This window comes from Alteraurantiacibacter lauratis, from assembly GCF_037154155.1.
Taxonomy (GTDB): Bacteria; Pseudomonadota; Alphaproteobacteria; order Sphingomonadales; family Sphingomonadaceae; genus Alteraurantiacibacter; species Alteraurantiacibacter lauratis.
Genome location: NZ_JBANRN010000019.1, coordinates 1 through 17,673 on the forward strand (window position 1 = coordinate 1; position 17,673 = coordinate 17,673).

The following is a 17,673-nucleotide window of genomic DNA, read 5'->3' on the forward strand; positions in this document are numbered from 1 at the left end:
GGTCTCCTGCTTCAGCGGAGACACTCTGAATCAATACACGCACTGAATTTCAAGAGGCTGATTGGGTTTAGACCCTATGTCGCCAGCGAGAGCGGCGGAGCGGCAGGGGATCTGGCACGCCGCATCTATCCGGCAGGTGCGCTTGTCTATGCAGGCATCATCGGCCTCGCCGCCGCCGCCGCGCTGCTGCTGGAAAAGCAGACCGACCTCAAAATCCTGCTGGTCGGCTTTGCCATGACGCTGGGCGCAGGCATTGCGGTGGGCAATGCGGCGCGCCCGTTGATCGCGCTGGGCCAGATGGCGCTGACCTTTCTGCCGATTTCGCTAGCCTGTTTTGCGATCGGCACCTTGCCCATGCTGACGATGGGGCTGATCCTGCCCGCGCTGGCCGCTGGCCTTACCTTTGTCACTTTCATTGCTTATAGCAGCCTGGCGCAACAGGTGCGCATCGCGCAAGAGGAACAGCGCCTCGCCGCGCAGATGCAGGAGCAGGCACGGCGCGACACTGTCACCGGGCTTGCCAACCGCTTCGGCTTTGAATCCGCAGCGCAAGCGTTGTTGCAGCAAGCCGAAACGCGGCGGATGAAGGCGCTGCTGTGGCTCGACATCAACCGGTTTCAGGAAATCAACGACCTGTTTGGCCATCACAAGGGCGATCTGGTGCTGGCCGAAGTCGCACGGCGGATCCGCACGCTGTTACCCGAAGGGGCGGTGGCCGCACGCTTCGGCAGCGATGAATTCGTGATCCTCGCTCCGGTGTCTTCACGCCGGGCAGTTGACGACCTGGCGGCACAACTGGGGCAGCAGATCAAGAACCCGATCCGGATCGGCACGGACCGCCTGGAAGCCGGCGTTGCTATCGGCATCGCCTTTGCCGGCCCTGATAGCCACGATCTGGAAAAGCTGATGCAGCACGGCGCACTGGCCCTATTCCATGCCAAGTTGGCCGGCCGAAACCAGATTGCCTTCTTCAACCCGGCGATGACGCGCGAACTGGCGCGGCGCAAGGAAATCGAGGCCGAACTGCGCGGCGCGATCCAGCGGGACGAACTGGCACTCTATTTCCAGCCGATCATCGACCTTGCCACCGGCCGCATCCGCGCCTTCGAAGCGCTGGTGCGCTGGTTTCACCCGGAAAAGGGCGAACTGACCCCCGACGAATTCATCCCCGTGGCAGAGGATACCGGCCTCATCATCACGCTGGGCAACTGGATTACCCGCACCGCCGCCCGCGCCTGCGCCAGCTGGCCCGCCGATGTGCATCTGGCGGTCAATCTGTCGCCCGCGCAACTGCGCGCACCTGGCGCGGCGCTGGGCATTTCGGCCGCCTTGCGCGAAACCGGGCTGAACCCCGCGCGCCTCGAACTGGAAGTGACCGAGAGCCTGTTTGTCGAGGAATGCCACGAGACGACGGTGTTCATGGAGCATCTGGCCGCGCAGGGTGTGCGCTTCTCGCTCGATGATTTCGGCACCGGTTATTCCTCGCTGCATTACATCAACAAATACCCCTTCAGCACGATCAAGGTGGATCGCAGCTTCGTTTCCGGCCCGGCCACAGGTTTGCGCACCGAGGCGATCATCCGCGCCGTGGCCGAAATGGGCGCAACCTTGGGCATGGAAATCGTGGCCGAAGGGCTCGAAACGCCCGATCAGGTCGCCGCCGTGCGCGCGGCGGGCTGCACGCTGGGGCAAGGCTATTACTTCAGCCGCCCCGTGCCCGAACATCTGGCACTGCGGCTGCTGGAGGACGAACGCAGGCTGGCGGGACGGCTGCTTGCCGGTTGACATGGCCCGCTGAATTGGCGGACAAAATCAACGACGCGCCGCGCTTAATGCTATTGCGAACTGATATCACAAATAGTTGAACTCTACACGCCATTCACGGTTGCAATGAAAAAGTCGCGGGCGTAGGGCAGAGCCACGTTTACCAAGGCCTGTGTCCCATGCGGCGCGCGGATTAGGCCTTGATATTGCTGCCGATACGCGCCCGCACCGTTGAAAAGATTGGTCAGATACGCATGGCACGCAAGAAAATTGCCCTTATCGGCGCAGGCATGATCGGCGGGACGCTCGCCCACCTCGCCGCGAAGAAGGAAATGGGCGACATCGTCCTGTTCGATATCGCCGAAGGGATGCCGCAGGGCAAGGCGCTGGATCTGGCGCAGTGCGGCCCGATCGAAGGGTTCGACGCCAATATCAAGGGCACCAACGACTACGCCGATATTGCGGGCGCGGATGTCATCATCGTCACCGCCGGCGTGCCGCGCAAGCCGGGGATGAGCCGCGACGACCTCTTGGGCATCAATTTGTCGGTGATGAAAGCGGTGGGTGAAGGCATCAAGGCGCACGCGCCCGATGCTTTCGTTATCTGCATCACCAATCCGCTCGACGCGATGGTGTGGGCGCTGCGCGAGTTTTCCGGCCTGCCGCACAACAAGGTGGTGGGCATGGCAGGCGTGCTCGACTCTGCACGCTTCGCCACCTTCCTCGCGTGGGAATTCGGCGTTTCCGTCAAGGACGTGAACGCCTTCGTGCTGGGCGGCCACGGCGATACCATGGTGCCGGTGCTCGAATACTCCACCGTCAGCGGCATCCCCGTCACCGACCTCGTGAAGATGGGCAAGTCCACCAAAGAGCGTCTGGACGAGATCGTCGCGCGCACGCGCAGCGGCGGCGGCGAGATCGTCGGCCTGCTCAAGACGGGCTCGGCCTATTACGCCCCCGCCACCAGCGCGATTGCCATGGCCGAAGCCTATCTGGGCGACCAGAAGCGCATCCTGCCCTGCGCGGTCTATGTCGATGGCAAGTATGGCCTCGATGGCCTCTATGTCGGCGTGCCGGTGGTGATCGGTGCGAACGGCGCAGAGGAAGTGATCGAGATCAACCTTGATGCCGAAGCCAAGGCCAACTTCCAGGTCAGCGTCGATGCGGTGAAGGAACTGCTGGTGGCGTGCAAGGCGATTGACAGTTCGCTTGGCTGATTTCGTGAGTCCCGGCGAAGGCCGGGACCTCCTGCGGCCCGGCGCCGCTTTGCCCGAGGTTCCCGCCTGTGCGGGGACTCACCCGTAAGGAAGAAACAATGTCGATCCTCGTCAACAAAGACACCAAGGTCATCACGCAAGGGATGACCGGTGCCACCGGCACTTTCCATACCGAGCAGGCGCTGGCCTATGGCACGCAGATGGTTGCGGGCGTCACCCCCGGCAAGGGCGGGACGACGCATATCGGCCTGCCCGTGTTCGACACCGTGGCCGAAGCCAAGCACGCCACCGGCGCGACCGCGAGCGTGATCTATGTGCCGCCGCCCTTCGCCGCGGACTCGATCCTCGAAGCCATCGATGCCGAAATCGAACTGATCGTGGCGATCACCGAAGGCGTGCCGGTAATGGACATGGTCAAGGTGAAGCGCGCGCTTTCCGGTTCCAAGTCGCGGCTGATCGGCCCAAACTGCCCCGGCGTGCTGACGCCCGGCGAATGCAAGATCGGCATCATGCCCGGCTCCATCTTCACGAAAGGCAGCGTGGGCGTTGTCAGCCGTTCGGGCACGCTCACCTATGAAGCCGTGCACCAAACCACCGCGGTGGGCCTTGGCCAGACGACTGCCGTGGGCATTGGCGGCGACCCGGTGAACGGCACCAACTTCATCGATGTGCTCGACCTGTTCCTGTCGGATGATGATACCAAGTCCATCATCATGATCGGCGAAATCGGCGGTAGCGCCGAGGAAGAGGCGGCCGAGTTCCTGATTCATCAGGCCAAGAAGGGCCGCAAGAAGCCGATGGTGGGCTTCATCGCCGGGCGCACCGCCCCTCCGGGCCGCCGCATGGGCCATGCCGGCGCGATCGTGTCGGGCGGGCAAGGCGGCGCGGAAGACAAAATCGCCGCGATGGAAGCCGCCGGCATCCGCGTGTCGCCTTCGCCTTCGGAACTGGGCACCACGCTCGACGCTTTGCTGAAGGAATTGGCGTAACCGCCGTTCTTGGCCTGCTCCACCAAGCCAGCTCCAACAGGACTTGACCGTCATGGGTAACGAAGCACAGCAATTCCTCCCCGAAATCGAGGCGCAAGACGGCCCGCAGCCCGGCCCAAGCTGGGCCAATCCGCGCTGGCCGCTGGTTGACGGCGCGGATATTTCCGGCGCGATGGATCCCACCGCGATGAAGCTGGCGGTGGAACAGGTATCTGCCAAGACGGGCAAGCCGGTTGATCAGGCCTCCATTGCCGAAGCTGCCGATGCCTCGATCCGGGCGATGATGCTGGTGCGCACCTACCGCGTGCGCGGCCACCTGGCCGCCAATCTCGACCCGCTGGGCCTGCACAAGCAGGACATCCCCGCCGACCTGACGCCCGAATATCACGGCTTCACCGGCGCGGCGCTCGACAAGCCGGTCTATCTGGGCGGCACGCTGGGCTTTGAATGGGCGACGGTGCGCGAGCTGGTGGAGACGCTGCGCGCCAATTATTGCGGCAATGTCGGCCTGGAATACATGCACATCGCCGATGTGGAGGAACGCCGTTTCCTGCAGGAGCGGATCGAGGGCAAGGACAAGGTCATCACCTTTACGCCCGAAGGCAAGAAGGCGATTCTGGCGGCCGTCATCCGGGGCGAGGAATACGAGAAATTCCTGGGCCGCAAATATGTCGGCACCAAGCGCTTCGGCCTCGATGGCGGGGAAAGCATGATCCCCGCGCTGGAAGCCGTGATCAAATATGGCGGATCGCTGGGCGTGCGCGAGATCGTCTATGGCATGGCGCATCGCGGCCGGCTCAACGTGCTCGCCAATGTGATGGCCAAGCCCTACCGCGTGATCTTCCACGAGTTTTCAGGCGGCAGCGCCAACCCCGAAGATGTCGGCGGATCGGGCGATGTGAAATACCACCTCGGCACCAGCACCGACCGCGAATTTGACGGGATCAAGGTGCACATGTCGCTCGTCCCCAACCCCAGCCATCTGGAAGCGGTGAACCCCGTGGTGCTGGGCAAGGTGCGCGCGCAGCAGGCCATGCACGACGACCTGTCGAAGCACGAAAAGGTGCTGCCCGTGCTGTTGCACGGCGATGCCGCCTTTGCCGGGCAAGGCGTGGTGTGGGAATGCCTCGGCCTGTCGGGCGTGCGCGGTTACAACACCGGCGGTTGCCTGCATTTCGTGATTAATAACCAGATCGGTTTTACCACCAGCCCGCAATTCGCCAGATCGTCTCCCTACCCCAGCGATGTGGCCAAGGGTGTGCAGGCGCCGATCCTGCACGTGAACGGCGACGATCCCGAAGCGGTGACATTCGCCTGCAAGCTGGCGATCGAATACCGCCAGAAGTTCAAGCGCGACATCGTGATCGACATGTGGTGCTACCGCCGCTTCGGCCACAACGAGGGCGACGAGCCGAGCTTCACCCAGCCGCTGATGTACGAGCGGATTCGCGCGCATCCGCGGGTGAGCGAAATCTACGCGCAGCGGCTGGAGGCCGAAGGCGTGATCGACGCCAATACCGCCAACCACATGCGCACCGATTTCGTCGGCCTGCTCGAACAGGAATTCGAGGCGGGCAAGAGCTACAAGGCGAATGAGGCCGACTGGTTCGCCGGGCGCTGGAGCGGGTTGCACAAGCCGGCTGACCCCGAAACCGCGCGCCGCAATGTCGATACCGCGATCAGCCCCAAGCTGATGGAAAGCCTTGGTCGCACGTTGACCACGGTTCCCGAAGGGCTGACCGTGCACAAGACGCTGCAGCGCGTGCTTGACGCCAAGAAGGAAATGTTCGCCACCGGCAAAGGCTTTGACTGGGCCACCGCCGAAGCGCTCGCCTTCGGCAGCCTGATCACCGAGGGCTTCGGTGTGCGCCTGTCGGGCCAGGATTCGGGGCGCGGCACCTTCAGCCAGCGGCACGCGATCTGGGTCGACCAGAAGACCGAGCGCAAATATATCCCGCTCACCACGCTGCCGCACGGCAAGTTCGAAGTGTATGACAGCGTGCTGTCCGAATTCGGCGTGCTGGGCTTTGAATACGGCTTTGCCCTCGCCGATCCCAAGACGCTGGTGATGTGGGAGGCGCAGTTTGGCGATTTCGCCAACGGCGCGCAGATCATGATCGACCAGTTCATCGCCAGCGGCGAGGTCAAATGGCTGCGCGCCAACGGCCTTGTGATGCTGCTGCCGCATGGTTTTGAAGGCCAGGGGCCGGAACACTCCTCCGCGCGGCTTGAGCGGTTCCTGCAATTGTGCGCCAACGACAATATCCAGGTGTGCAACATCACCAGCCCGGCGAATTACTTCCACGTCCTGCGCCGGCAGATGCTGCGCCCGTTCCGCAAGCCGCTGGTCATCATGACCCCCAAGAGCCTGCTGCGGCATCCGATGGCGAAAAGCGATGCGATCCGCTTCTCGGACGAAAGCCATTTCAAGCGCATCCTCTCGGACAAGACCGAGATTGCCGACACCAAGGTGCGCCGCCTCGTGCTGTGCAGCGGCAAGGTCGCCTATGACCTGATGGAAAGGCGCGATGCGGAAAAGCTGGGCGATGTCTCGATCGTGCGGCTGGAACAGCTCTACCCCTTCCCCGGCGAACCGCTGGCCGTGCGCCTGAAGCGCATGACCAACCTGCAGGACGTGGTCTGGTGCCAGGAAGAGCCGAAGAACAACGGCGCGTGGTTCTTTGTCGAAAGCCGGATCGAGGACGCGCTGATCGCCGCCGGGCACAAGGGAATGCGTCCCCGCTATGCCGGGCGCGAGGCAGCCGCGTCACCCGCCACCGGCTTTGCCGCCCGCCACATCGCCCAGCAGGAGGCGCTGGTCGCCGATGCGCTGGGCATTCCGCCATCCAAGCAATAAGGCCCGTAATCAGGCTTTGAAGGACACCGATCATGGCCAGTGAAGTCAAAGTTCCCGCTCTGGGCGAATCCGTTACCGAAGCCACGGTTGGCGAATGGCTGAAAAAACCCGGCGATGCGGTTGCGCTCGATGAACCGATTGCCAGCCTTGAAACCGATAAGGTGGCGGTGGAAGTGCCCAGCCCCGTGGCCGGTATCCTGTCCGAGCAACTGGTCGCCGTGGGCGACACGGTGCAGGTGGGCGCGGTGATCGCGACGGTAGAAGCCGGCGATGGCGCAGCTGCGGCCAATCCCGCTGCAGCGGCAAAGGCTGCCCCTGCGCCGACCCCGGCTGCGGCCCCCGCCCCGTCGCCCGCAGAGGAGGAAAGCAGCGACCCGCAGACGCTCTCTCCCGCGGTGCGCCGCGCCGTGCTGGAATACGGTGTCGATCCCTCGACGATCAAGGGCACCGGCAAGGACGGCCGCCTGACCAAGGAGGACGTGATCGCCGCCGCACAGGCGAAAAAGGCCGCGCCTGCCCCCGCTGCATCCGCCCCTTCCCCTTCGCCCGCGCCGTCTGCATCGGGTGAACGGCGTGAGGAGCGCGTGAAGATGACACGCCTGCGCCAGACCATCGCCAAGCGGCTGAAATCCGCGCAGGAAGACGCCGCGCTGCTCACCACCTTCAACGATGTCGACATGACCGCCGTGATCGCGGCGCGCGACGCCTACAAGGACCTGTTCGCCAAGAAGCACGGGATCAAGCTGGGCTTCATGTCCTTCTTCGCCAAGGCGGCCACGCTGGCGCTGAAGGATGTGCCCGCGGTCAACGCGCAGATCCAGGGCGATGAGATCGTCTATTTCGACTATGTCGACCTGTCGGTTGCGGTCAGCGCCCCCAACGGGCTGGTCGTGCCGGTGGTGCGCAATGTCGACCGGATGAGCTTTGCCGAGATCGAGCAGGCGATTGCCGCCTATGGTCAGAAGGCCAAGGAAGGCACGCTGACCATGGCCGACATGCAGGGCGGCACCTTCACCATTTCCAATGGCGGCGTGTTCGGTTCGCTGATGTCCACGCCGATCATCAACCCGCCGCAAAGCGCGGTTCTGGGCCTGCACCGCATCGAGGACCGCCCCGTTGCCCGCAACGGCCAGGTGGTGATCCGCCCGATGATGTATCTGGCGCTGTCTTACGACCACCGCATCATCGACGGGCGCGAGGCGGTGACCGCGCTCAAGATCATCAAGGAAGCCATCGAAGACCCGATGCGCCTGCTGATCGATCTGTAATCCTCTCCCTTGCAGGGGTCTTTTGCCGTGCTGCTTCGCAATGCCGTCATGTTGGGCCTGTGTGCGGTTTCGCTGGCTGGATGCGACGCAGCTGCCGACATTGCAGGCGATGCGATCCGGGCGGAAGCCCGCAACGCGGTGATCCAGCAATGCCAACAGGCATCGCAGGAAGCCGGGATTGTCGCAGGCCGGATTGCCAGCATTTGCGAATGCAGCGCGGACACTTTCCTGGCCGACCAATCCTTTACCGCAGCCGATATCGATCCGGCGCGGCTGGAGGAAATCCTGAACGGTTGCGTCGCCCGCACGGGCGGCGCAGTTTCCCTTCCCGCTGCGGCGGCTGACGAAGCAAATGCGGAGTAATGCGGTGACTGCCTCCTCTTACGATTTCGATGTCCTGTTCATCGGTGCTGGCCCCGGTGGCTATGTCGGCGCGATCCGCGCGGCGCAGCTGGGTCTGAAAGTGGCTTGCGTGGAAAGCCGCGCGACGCTGGGCGGCACCTGCCTCAATGTCGGGTGCATTCCGTCCAAGGCCATGCTGCACGCCAGCGAATTCTACGATGCAGCCGCCAACGGGGCGATGGCGAAGATGGGCATCGAGGTCAGTCCAAAGCTTAACCTGCCCGCGATGCACGCGCAGCGCGTCGATGCGGTAAGCGGGCTGACCAAGGGCATCGAATTCCTGTTCAAGAAGAACAAGGTCACCTGGCTGAAGGGTCATGCCAGCTTTGTCGATGCGCACACAGTGTCGGTGGACGGGCAGAATCACACGGCGAAGGAAGTGGTGATCGCCACCGGATCCAGCGTTACGCAGCTTCCCGGTGTCGAGATCGACAACGCAAAGGGCGTGGTGGTGGACAGCACCGGCGCGCTCGAATTGCCTGCCGTTCCCAAGACGATGGTGGTGATCGGCGGCGGCGTGATCGGCCTCGAAATGGGCAGCGTGTGGCGCCGCCTCGGCGCGAAGGTCACGGTGGTCGAATATCTCGACCAGCTGCTGCCCGGCATGGACGGCGACATCCGCAAGGAAGCCGCCAGGATTTTTGCCAAGCAGGGCATGGAATTCAAGCTGTCGACCAAGGTCACCGGCTGCACGGTCAAGGGCAAGAAGGCCACGCTGACGCTGGAGCCTGCTGCGGGCGGCGAGGCAGAGGAAATGACTGCCGATTGCGTGCTGGTGGCGATTGGTCGCAAGCCCAATACCGAAGGGCTGAACCTTGACGCGATCGGCCTTGCCACCAATGCGCGCGGCCAGATCGAGGTCGATCACGAATTCCGCACCAGCGTTCCCGGCGTGCGCGCGATTGGCGATGTGGTGCCTGGCCCGATGCTGGCGCACAAGGCCGAAGATGAAGGCATTGCCGTGGCCGAATGGATTGCCGGCCAAGTCGGCATTGTGAACCACGATTTGATCCCCGGCGTGGTCTACACCTGGCCCGAAATCGCGGGCGTCGGCCTGACCGAGGAAGCCGCGCGCCAGAAGGGCGAGGTGAAGGTCGGCAAGTTCCCCATGGCCGCCAACAGCCGCGCCAAGACCAATCACGAGCCCGATGGCTTTGTGAAAATCATTGCCGATGCCGCCACTGACAAGGTGCTGGGCGTGTGGTGCATTGCCAGCGTGGCGGGCACGATGATCCAGCAGGCGACGCAGGCGATGGAATTTGGCGGCACTTCTGAAGACATCGCCTATACCTGCCACGCGCACCCCACCCATTCCGAAGCGATCAAGGAAGCGGCGATGGCGGTGCGGGGCAAGCCGATCCATATGTGATCGCCCGCGTGGGAGCGCGGTTCGCCAATCGTCTCCCCGCACTGCTGGCGCTGGGCGTGCCGGTTCTGGCTGGCATGGGCGCCATGGCGCTGCTGGGTGCACCGTCCGGGCATGTGCTGATAAACGCGGCCGCGCTTGCCGCGGGTGTCACCTTATTGCTGGCTTGGCCGCCGGTGTTGTCGAATCGTCGCAGCGGACGCACTCTGACGCTGGTCCTGCTGGCGCTGCTCTATGTGCCGTGGATTGCCGGGCCCGATCTTGCCGGGATCACCCGCTGGATAGCTCTTGGGCCGATCACGCTGCACGCCGGGCTGCTCGCCATCCCGGCGTTGTGCGTGGTGGCTGCGCGCGATCCGGATTATGCCGCGCCGGTCTTTCTCGCCGCGCTGCTCGCGTGCCTGCTGCAACCCGATGCCGCTTCCGCCTTCGCGCTGACTTTTGCTGCCGTAGGTATTCATCACGCCACGCGCGACTGGAAGTTGGGAGTAGTGGCAATAGCCGGATTCTTCGCAATGCTGGCTGCCGCCGTTCGCGGGGAATTGCCCGCGGTGGAATATGCCGATCGGGTGCTGGTACAATATGCGGCGGCCAATGCGGCGCTGGCGCTTGGCCTGTTCGCCAGCCTTGTCGCCAGTTTCAGTCTGATGGCACTTGTTTTGCCAGCGGAGCCTCCCGCCCGGCTTGCCTTGGCGGGCAGCCTGTTCGGCTTTTCGGTGATGGGGGTGATGTCGAATTACCCTTCGCCGCTGATCGGCTATGGCGCGGCGGCAATTCTGGGCTATGGCCTTGCCCTGGGCCTATCGACGAAAGCTGCGACATGACGACGCTCTCCCCCTTCCACCTCGCCTTCCCGGTGCACGATCTGGCCGAAGCGCGCGCCTTCTGGGGCGGCGTGATGGGCTGTCGGGAGGGCCGATCCTCCGATCAATGGGTGGATTTCGACTTCTACGGCCACCAGATCGTCGCGCATCTTGTTCCCGGTTGCGACACGCGCGACGAGGCGAGCAATCCGGTGGACGGCCACGGCGTGCCGGTGCCGCATTTCGGCATCGTGCTGTCGATGGAGGAATGGCGGGATCTGGCTGACCGGCTGACCGCAGCGGACACAAAGTTCGCGATCGCGCCCTATATCCGCTTCAACGGGCAACCGGGCGAACAGGCGACGATGTTCTTCCGCGATCCGTCAGGCAATGCGATCGAGATGAAGGCCTTCGCCGACCGCTCCAAACTGTTCGCGACCAACTGATGGCCGCCATGCCGCCCGCTACCCTGCCTCCTTTGGTCGAAATTGCCGCAACCGCACTTTTCGCGCTGTCGGGCGCGCTGCTGGCCGCGCGGCTCAAGCAGACCTTCGTTACCGCCAGCTTCTTTGCGTTGGTCACCGGGGTGGGTGGCGGCACGGTGCGCGATGCGCTGCTGAATGTTCCCGCCTTCTGGCTGCACGATATGTGGATTGCGCCCGCCATTTTGGCCACCGCGCTCATCGCCTGGTTCACTCCGCACCGCTGGTGGGAGGGTCGCCTGCTTGAATGGGCCGATGCGGCAGGGCTTGCCAGCTTTACCGTGCTCGGCACGACCAAGGCGCTGGCGCTGGGCGTTGCGCCCGTTCCGGCCGCAATATTAGGCGTGGTGACGGGCTGTGCCGGCGGCATCATACGCGATGTGGTGGCAGGTGTCCCGTCGATCATCATGCGGCCGGAAATCTATGTAACGGCGGCCGCGCTGACGGCGGGTCTGGTGGTGCTTCTGGCGAAACTCGGCGTGCCCAATGCGCTTGCCTGGGCGGTTGCCGGGCTGGCCGGTTTCGCGCTGAGAGGCGCGGCCATGATCTGGAATATCCAATTGCCGGCCTATTCGCGCGGCAGCTGACAATCAGCCGCCCCAACTGTCCGAATAACCTTCCTCGCCCGGCAGCGGGCCGCCGGGATAGGCCGGGCGCGGTTCATCCTGCCCTGCGCCGAGATCGGAATCCACGCCGCGACTGTCGTAACCCGCCGGCAACTGGCGCGTTGCAGCGCGGGCCCTGGCATAGGCATCGTCGCTCAGTTGCGGGCCGCCCTCGGCAGCGGCGGCGCCTTCCAGCCACGCCAATTCGCGCCCAATGTCGATGGCACGAATGCGGCCGTCATTGTCGATCCGGCAGGCGAACTGGTCGCCCTGTTCCAGCCTGCCCGACACGCGCCATCCTCCGGCATCGCGGGTGGCCTGATCGACCTCGCGCACCCGGTCACGCCCGCGCTCGATCTCGCTCACGCACATGTCCACGGCAGCGTTGAGACCGTTGCCGATCATCCCGCGCGCGTCGCGCCGCGGTTCGCGGTAAGGGCCGGGATAAGGCTGACGATAGGGTTCGCGCACGCGCTCGCGATTGTTGGCGGCTGAGGTGGCAATCGCGGCAATCAGTCCGATGACGGCAGCCCCTGCAATCACATCGCCAGTGCGCACACGGTCACGGCGATAGGGGCGGTAATGGCCGTAACCCTGCGCATTTTCGATTACCGGGCCGCGACCGGCACCCAGGGGAAAGCTCGCCGCAGATCCCGGCGCAGCGAAAGTGGCACCCAAGCCGATAGCGGCAAGGAAAGCTCCGAAACGTAAGCGGGATGCGGCCATGTGCAATTCCTCGGATGTGGACAGGGTAAAGGGGGTGACCACCGCCCCGCAGCCTGTGCGGATAGGCGGTTCAGGCTTTCACGCGCCTGAACCGCCTTTCGCATCATTCGCTCGGATCAGCGCAAGCTGCGCAGACCGCTGAAGCGCACATCGGTTACCTGGCCGCGGCGGAAATCGCAGGTGAAGCGGCCTTCCTCGAACCCGCTGTTGCGGTAGCCGCTGCGGTAGTTGTTCCAGCTTCCGCCGCGGTTGTTGTAGCTGCGCACCGCAATGGTGCCGCGCACTTCAAAGCCGTGGCGTTCCCGGTCCACATCGCGGATCTGGGTCACATCGGCCCGACCACCGCCCCACCGTTCGGCCTGACGTTCGGCTGCCCGCACGCACTGCCGAACAGCGCGGTCGGCGTTGTTGTTGCGGTAACTGCCGCGCGGATTGTAATCGTACCACCCGCTGTTGCCGCCGCGGTAATCGCGATCGTAGTAATAGCCGCGGTCGCGGTCGCGGTTGGCGGCGGAGGCGGCCACCGCCGCAATGCCGCCGATGATCAGCGCACCAGCCACCACTTCGCCGGTGCTGAGGCCACGGTCACGGCCGCGGTCCTGCGCCAGCGCCGGAGTGGCCGCACCTGCAACTACTGCCAGCGAGGCGGCCGTCCCGATCAGGGTCTTGGTCAAGGTCTTCATGAGGTCTCTCCTCTCGTGCCGGTGGCGGGATAGCCACCCCATGAGAGGAGAGATAAGCGATTCGCCGTTATGCAGCACTGAACTGCGCTGTTAGGCGTTGTTCATCTACAATAGTAGTTACATGAACGACTACTCGACGTCCTCGCCACTGGATGCGGCAGCCTCCTCAAGCCCGCTCCAATGCCCCAGGAATGCCATCACATCGGCCGCCTCGGCAATCGCCTTGTCGGTGGGCTTGCCCGATCCGTGCCCCGCGCGCGTCTCCACACGGATCAGTTGTGGGCGTTCTCCCAGCCCCGCCGCCTGCAGCGCGGCGGCATATTTGAAGCTGTGCCCCGGCACCACGCGGTCATCGGTATCCGCTGTCGTCACCAGGATTGCGGGGTAATCCACGCCGGCAGATATGTTGTGCAGCGGGGAATAGGCGCGCAGGATGCGCCAGTCCTCCTCGCGTTCGGGATAGCCGTAATCGTCCACCCAATAACGGCCCGCCGTCCACCGGTCGAAGCGCAGCATATCCATCACCCCAACCTGCGCATTGCCCGCCGCAAACAGATCGGGCCGCTGGTTGATGACCGCGCCCACCAGCAGGCCGCCATTCGATCCGCCCTGAATGGCAAGGCCACCCGCAGGCGTTATGCCCTCTGCAATCAAGAACTCGCCCGCCGCGATAAAATCATCAAACACGTTCTGCTTGTTCGCGCGGCGGCCGCCATCGTGCCACGCCTTCCCGTATTCGCCGCCGCCACGAATATTGGCGACCACGTAAGCGCCGCCCGCTTCCACCCAGGCGATGCGGCTGGCGGAAAAGCCGGGGGTGAGCGAGACATCGAACCCGCCATAGCCGTAGAGCAGCGTGGGCATTGCCACCCCGGCCTCGGCCAGATCGCGCCGCCGCATGATGAACATGGGCACGCGCGTGCCATCCTTACTGCTATAGAAACGCTGTTCCACCACCAGACTGTCGGGATCGAAGGCCAGCTGCGGCTCGGCAAAAATGCTGCGTTCCCCGCTCGCCAGATCAAGGCGGTAGATCGTGGGCGGGCGGTTGTAACTGGTGAAGCTGTAGAAGGTTTCGGGATTGCCCGGCTCTCCGGTAAAGCCGCCCGCGCTGCCGATGCCCGCCAGTTCGACCTCGCCCGCAGGCGTGCCGTCCAGCGTAAAGACGCGCACGGCGCTGCTCGCATCGCGCAGATAGGTCAGCACCAGCCTGTCCCCGACCAGCGAGGCGCCATCGATCGGCTGATCCATTTCCGCCACCAGCGGCGTCCATTGCGGATCAGCCGCATCCAGATCGATAGTCAGCACGCGGTAAAGCGGCGCGTCCTTGTTGGTCAGCACGAACAGCCGCCCGCCCACGGCATCGATCACACCCCACATATTGTCGAAACCGGTGACCAGCGGGCGCGCCTGCCATCCGCGCTCGGCGCGCGCGGCAAGGTCGATGGCATGCACCTCATACCGCGCATCGGTGCCGATGGAGGAGGTGATGATCGCCCATCCCGATCCGTGCGTCACGCCCGCAGTGTGGTTGCGTTCGGGATAATCGGGGGTGGCAAAGACCAGTTCGTCCGCCGCCTGATCGGTGCCGATGCGGTGGAAATAGACCGCCTGGTTGAAATTGAGCGCCTGGAAATCCTGACCTTCTTCGGGTTCAGGGAAGCGCGAATAGAGGAAGCCTTCCTCTCCTACCCACGCAAGATCGGTAAACTTGGCCCAGCGCACATCGCCGCCGATCTGCGCACCCGTAGCAACATCCAGCACACGCAGGATGCGCCAGTCGCTGCCGCCATCCTGCACGCTGTAAAGTAATTTGCTGCCATCGGGGGATGGCACCCAGGCATCGAGCGCGGTCGCCCCGTCAGCGGCCCACGCGTTAGGATCGATGAGCAGGCGCGGCTCGCCCGTAAGCCCCTCGCGCACATAGAGCGGGCTCTGGTTCTGGAGGCCGGTATTGTGCGTGTAGAAATAGCGGTTCCCGGCCCGCACCGGCACCGAATAGCGGGCGAAATCGAATACCTCGCCAATGCGCTGGCGGAACCAGTCGCGCATCGGCAGTTGGGCCAGATAGGCATCGGTCACCGCATTCTGCCGCTCCACCCAATCGGCCACTTCCGGATTGTTCCGGACATCGTCCTCCAGCCAGCGATAGGGATCGGCAATCGCCTCTCCGAAAATGGTTTCGACCACATCGCCGCGGCGCGTTTCGGGGTATTGGGGGGCTGTCATGCCTTCCGCGATAGCAGGGGCGGACAGCAGGGCAAAGGGGACAGACAGCAGGCTGACGGCAAGAGAAGGCAGGCGCATTGCGGCTCCACAAACAAAAGGGCGGTTGCGATCGTTACAATCGCAACCGCCCTTTGAAAAGCCTTCTGAAAAGCGCGGATTACGCGTCTTCGTATTCGTCCGCGTTCATCACCGGGCCGCTGTCCTGGCCCTTGGCGCTCTCGTCACGGTCAACCAGTTCGATCACTGCAATCGGCGCGGCGTCCGACGCTCGGTAACCCGCCTTGATAATGCGGGTATAGCCCCCTTCGCGGTTGGCATAGCGGGTGGCGAGCGTGTCGAACAGCTTGGCCAACTGCGCATCGTCGAGCAGACGGGCATGGGCCAGACGACGGTTCGACAGGCCGCCACGCTTGGCCAGCGTGATCAGCTTTTCGACATAGGGGCGCAGTTCCTTGGCCTTGGCCGTGGTGGTGGTGATCTGCTCGTGCTTGATCAGCGCGGCAGCCATGTTGCGAAACATCGCGGTGCGGTGGCCCGACTTGCGACCCAACTTGCGGCCCGAAATACCATGACGCATTGTCTTTTACTCCAGTTCGAAAAGGGCCCGTTTCAGGTAGCCCAGTGCAGGCCGGAAAAAGGGGTCCGGCCCATGCCCCGTTCAGGAATTAGCCCAGAAGTTCCTGTTCGAGCTTCTTGGCCATTTCCTCGATATTCTCAGGCGGCCAACCGGGGATGTCCATGCCCAGACGAAGACCCATCGACGACAGCACTTCCTTGATCTCGTTGAGCGACTTGCGGCCAAAATTCGGCGTGCGCAGCATCTCGGCTTCGGTCTTCTGCACGAGATCGCCGATATAGATGATGTTGTCGTTCTTGAGGCAGTTGGCGGACCGCACCGACAGCTCCAGCTCGTCCACCTTCTTGAGCAGGTAACGGTTGAGCTGGTTGGTGTCGCTTTCCTGCGGCTCGGCAGCAAGGCCGATCATCGTGCCCACAGGCTGTGGCAGGCCGTCATCGAAGTGCACGAACAGCGAGAGCTGATCCTGCAGGATGCGCGCGGCGTAGGCCACCGCGTCTTCCGGGGTCACCGTGCCATCGGTTTCCACCGTCAGGCTCAACTTGTCGAAATCGAGTTCCTGGCCAACACGGGCGTTCTCGACCTTGTAGCTCACCTGCTTGATCGGCGAATAGAGCGAATCGACCGGGATCAGGCCGATGGGCGCATCAACCGGACGGTTCGACACGGCCGGAACATAACCCTTGCCGGTATCGGCCGTCAGTTCCATGTTCAGCGTCGCACCCTCATCCAGATGGCAGATCACCAGATCGGGGTTCAGCACTTCGATATCGCCCGATACGGCGATGTCGCCGGCCTTCACGGCAGCCGGGCCGGTGGCGGAAAGCTGCAGACGCTTGGGGCCTTCGCCTTCCATCTTCAGGGCGATCTGCTTCACGTTCAGGACGATGTCGGTCACATCCTCGCGCACGCCGGCGAGGCTGGAGAATTCGTGCAGCACGTTCTCGATCTTGATCGAGGTGATCGCGGCGCCCTGAAGGCTGGACAGCAGAACGCGGCGCAGCGAATTGCCGAGCGTGAGGCCATAACCACGCTCCAGCGGCTCAGCCACGAAGGTCGCCTTGCGCTTGCGATCGCCGCCTTCCTTGATTTCCAGACTGCTGGGCTTCTTGAGTTCCTGCCAGTTCTTCATGTTGACGGACATGGACTTCCCCTAAAGGTTTGTTTGGGCGGCAACGGCCGCAAGCACCCGATGGTGCCGCGGCCGATGCGAATGACTGGGTTGCAGGCCGGACGAATGCCGCCCGGCGCCGCGCAGATATTCGATCAGACGCGGCGACGCTTGGAGGGCCGCACACCGTTGTGCGGGATCGGCGTCACGTCGCGGATCGACGTAATGGTGAAACCCACGGCCTGCAGGGCACGCAGCGCGCTTTCACGGCCCGAACCCGGACCCTTGATTTCCACTTCCAGGGTGCGCACGCCGTGTTCGGCGGCCTTCTTGCCGGCATCGTCCGCCGCCACCTGCGCGGCATAGGGGGTGGACTTGCGGCTGCCCTTGAAGCCCATCATGCCCGCGCTGGACCAGCTGATCGCATTGCCCTGCGCATCGGTGATGGTGATCATGGTGTTGTTGAAGCTGGCGTTGACGTGGGCCACACCGCTTGAAATATTCTTCTTGTCACGCCGCCTGATGCGGCCGGGTTCGCGTGCCATGTCTGGTATCCTTGTATCTTGCGAGAAGGGAAAAGCCTGCCTGCCCTGC

General features: G+C 63.8%; 16 protein-coding genes. 10 read left to right on the forward strand and 6 right to left on the reverse strand.

All coding sequences use genetic code 11. The features are described from left to right. From WFP39_RS14295 to WFP39_RS14340, 10 genes are all read left to right on the forward strand, one after another. A partial coding sequence (locus WFP39_RS14295) for a putative bifunctional diguanylate cyclase/phosphodiesterase (RefSeq protein WP_336920534.1) occupies positions 1 to 1,785 on the forward strand: 1,785 nt, incomplete at its 5' end. 233 nt (positions 1,786 to 2,018) lie between these two features. Beyond that, a complete protein-coding gene (gene mdh / locus WFP39_RS14300; protein WP_336920535.1) occupies positions 2,019 to 2,981 on the forward strand; it encodes a malate dehydrogenase in 963 nt (320 codons plus the stop codon). A gap of 98 nt (positions 2,982 to 3,079) precedes the next feature. Continuing rightward, a complete protein-coding gene (gene sucD / locus WFP39_RS14305; protein ID WP_336920536.1) occupies positions 3,080 to 3,970 on the forward strand; it encodes a succinate--CoA ligase subunit alpha in 891 nt (296 codons plus the stop codon). A gap of 52 nt (positions 3,971 to 4,022) precedes the next feature. Beyond that, positions 4,023 to 6,827 carry a 2-oxoglutarate dehydrogenase E1 component gene (locus tag WFP39_RS14310; protein ID WP_336920537.1) on the forward strand — a complete coding sequence of 935 codons (2,805 nt, stop codon included), beginning with the start codon at positions 4,023 to 4,025 and terminating at the stop codon, positions 6,825 to 6,827. A gap of 32 nt (positions 6,828 to 6,859) precedes the next feature. Next, complete coding sequence (gene odhB / locus WFP39_RS14315; RefSeq protein WP_336920538.1) at positions 6,860 to 8,095, forward strand: 2-oxoglutarate dehydrogenase complex dihydrolipoyllysine-residue succinyltransferase; 1,236 nt, start codon at positions 6,860 to 6,862, stop codon at positions 8,093 to 8,095. A gap of 27 nt (positions 8,096 to 8,122) precedes the next feature. After that, complete coding sequence (locus WFP39_RS14320; RefSeq protein WP_336920539.1) at positions 8,123 to 8,458, forward strand: hypothetical protein; 336 nt, start codon at positions 8,123 to 8,125, stop codon at positions 8,456 to 8,458. 4 nt (positions 8,459 to 8,462) lie between these two features. Beyond that, positions 8,463 to 9,866 (forward strand): dihydrolipoyl dehydrogenase, encoded by a 1,404-nt coding sequence (gene lpdA / locus WFP39_RS14325; RefSeq protein WP_377923257.1) that lies wholly within the window; start codon positions 8,463 to 8,465, stop codon positions 9,864 to 9,866. A gap of 8 nt (positions 9,867 to 9,874) precedes the next feature. Next, positions 9,875 to 10,687 (forward strand): hypothetical protein, encoded by an 813-nt coding sequence (locus WFP39_RS14330; protein WP_336920541.1) that lies wholly within the window; start codon positions 9,875 to 9,877, stop codon positions 10,685 to 10,687. Continuing rightward, complete coding sequence (locus WFP39_RS14335; protein WP_336920542.1) at positions 10,684 to 11,112, forward strand: VOC family protein; 429 nt, start codon at positions 10,684 to 10,686, stop codon at positions 11,110 to 11,112. The genes WFP39_RS14330 and WFP39_RS14335 overlap by 4 nt, the downstream gene beginning before the upstream one ends. 8 nt (positions 11,113 to 11,120) lie before the next feature. After that, entirely contained in the window at positions 11,121 to 11,735 is a 615-nt protein-coding gene (locus tag WFP39_RS14340) for a trimeric intracellular cation channel family protein (protein ID WP_377923260.1), read from the forward strand. Between the two features lie 3 nt (positions 11,736 to 11,738). Here the strand turns inward: WFP39_RS14340 and WFP39_RS14345 are convergent, their stop codons facing one another. The 6 genes from WFP39_RS14345 to rpsK all read right to left on the reverse strand — a co-directional run bounded on the left by WFP39_RS14345 (position 11,739) and on the right by rpsK (position 17,624). Beyond that, entirely contained in the window at positions 11,739 to 12,479 is a 741-nt protein-coding gene (locus WFP39_RS14345) for a hypothetical protein (protein WP_336920544.1), read from the reverse strand. A gap of 116 nt (positions 12,480 to 12,595) precedes the next feature. Then, a complete protein-coding gene (locus WFP39_RS14350; RefSeq protein WP_336920545.1) occupies positions 12,596 to 13,162 on the reverse strand; it encodes a hypothetical protein in 567 nt (188 codons plus the stop codon). A gap of 129 nt (positions 13,163 to 13,291) precedes the next feature. After that, positions 13,292 to 15,469, reverse strand: a complete 2,178-nt coding sequence (locus tag WFP39_RS14355; protein WP_336920546.1) for a prolyl oligopeptidase family serine peptidase — start codon at positions 15,467 to 15,469, stop codon at positions 13,292 to 13,294. A gap of 79 nt (positions 15,470 to 15,548) precedes the next feature. Further along, positions 15,549 to 15,968, reverse strand: coding sequence for a 50S ribosomal protein L17 (rplQ, locus tag WFP39_RS14360; RefSeq protein ID WP_336920547.1), 420 nt, complete (start codon positions 15,966 to 15,968; stop codon positions 15,549 to 15,551). An 88-nt stretch (positions 15,969 to 16,056) separates the two neighbouring features. Beyond that, positions 16,057 to 17,112, reverse strand: coding sequence for a DNA-directed RNA polymerase subunit alpha (locus tag WFP39_RS14365; protein ID WP_336920548.1), 1,056 nt, complete (start codon positions 17,110 to 17,112; stop codon positions 16,057 to 16,059). Positions 17,113 to 17,234: 122 nt separating this feature from the next. Continuing rightward, positions 17,235 to 17,624, reverse strand: a complete 390-nt coding sequence (rpsK, locus tag WFP39_RS14370) for a 30S ribosomal protein S11 (RefSeq protein WP_047003266.1) — start codon at positions 17,622 to 17,624, stop codon at positions 17,235 to 17,237. Positions 17,625 to 17,673 lie beyond the last annotated feature (49 nt).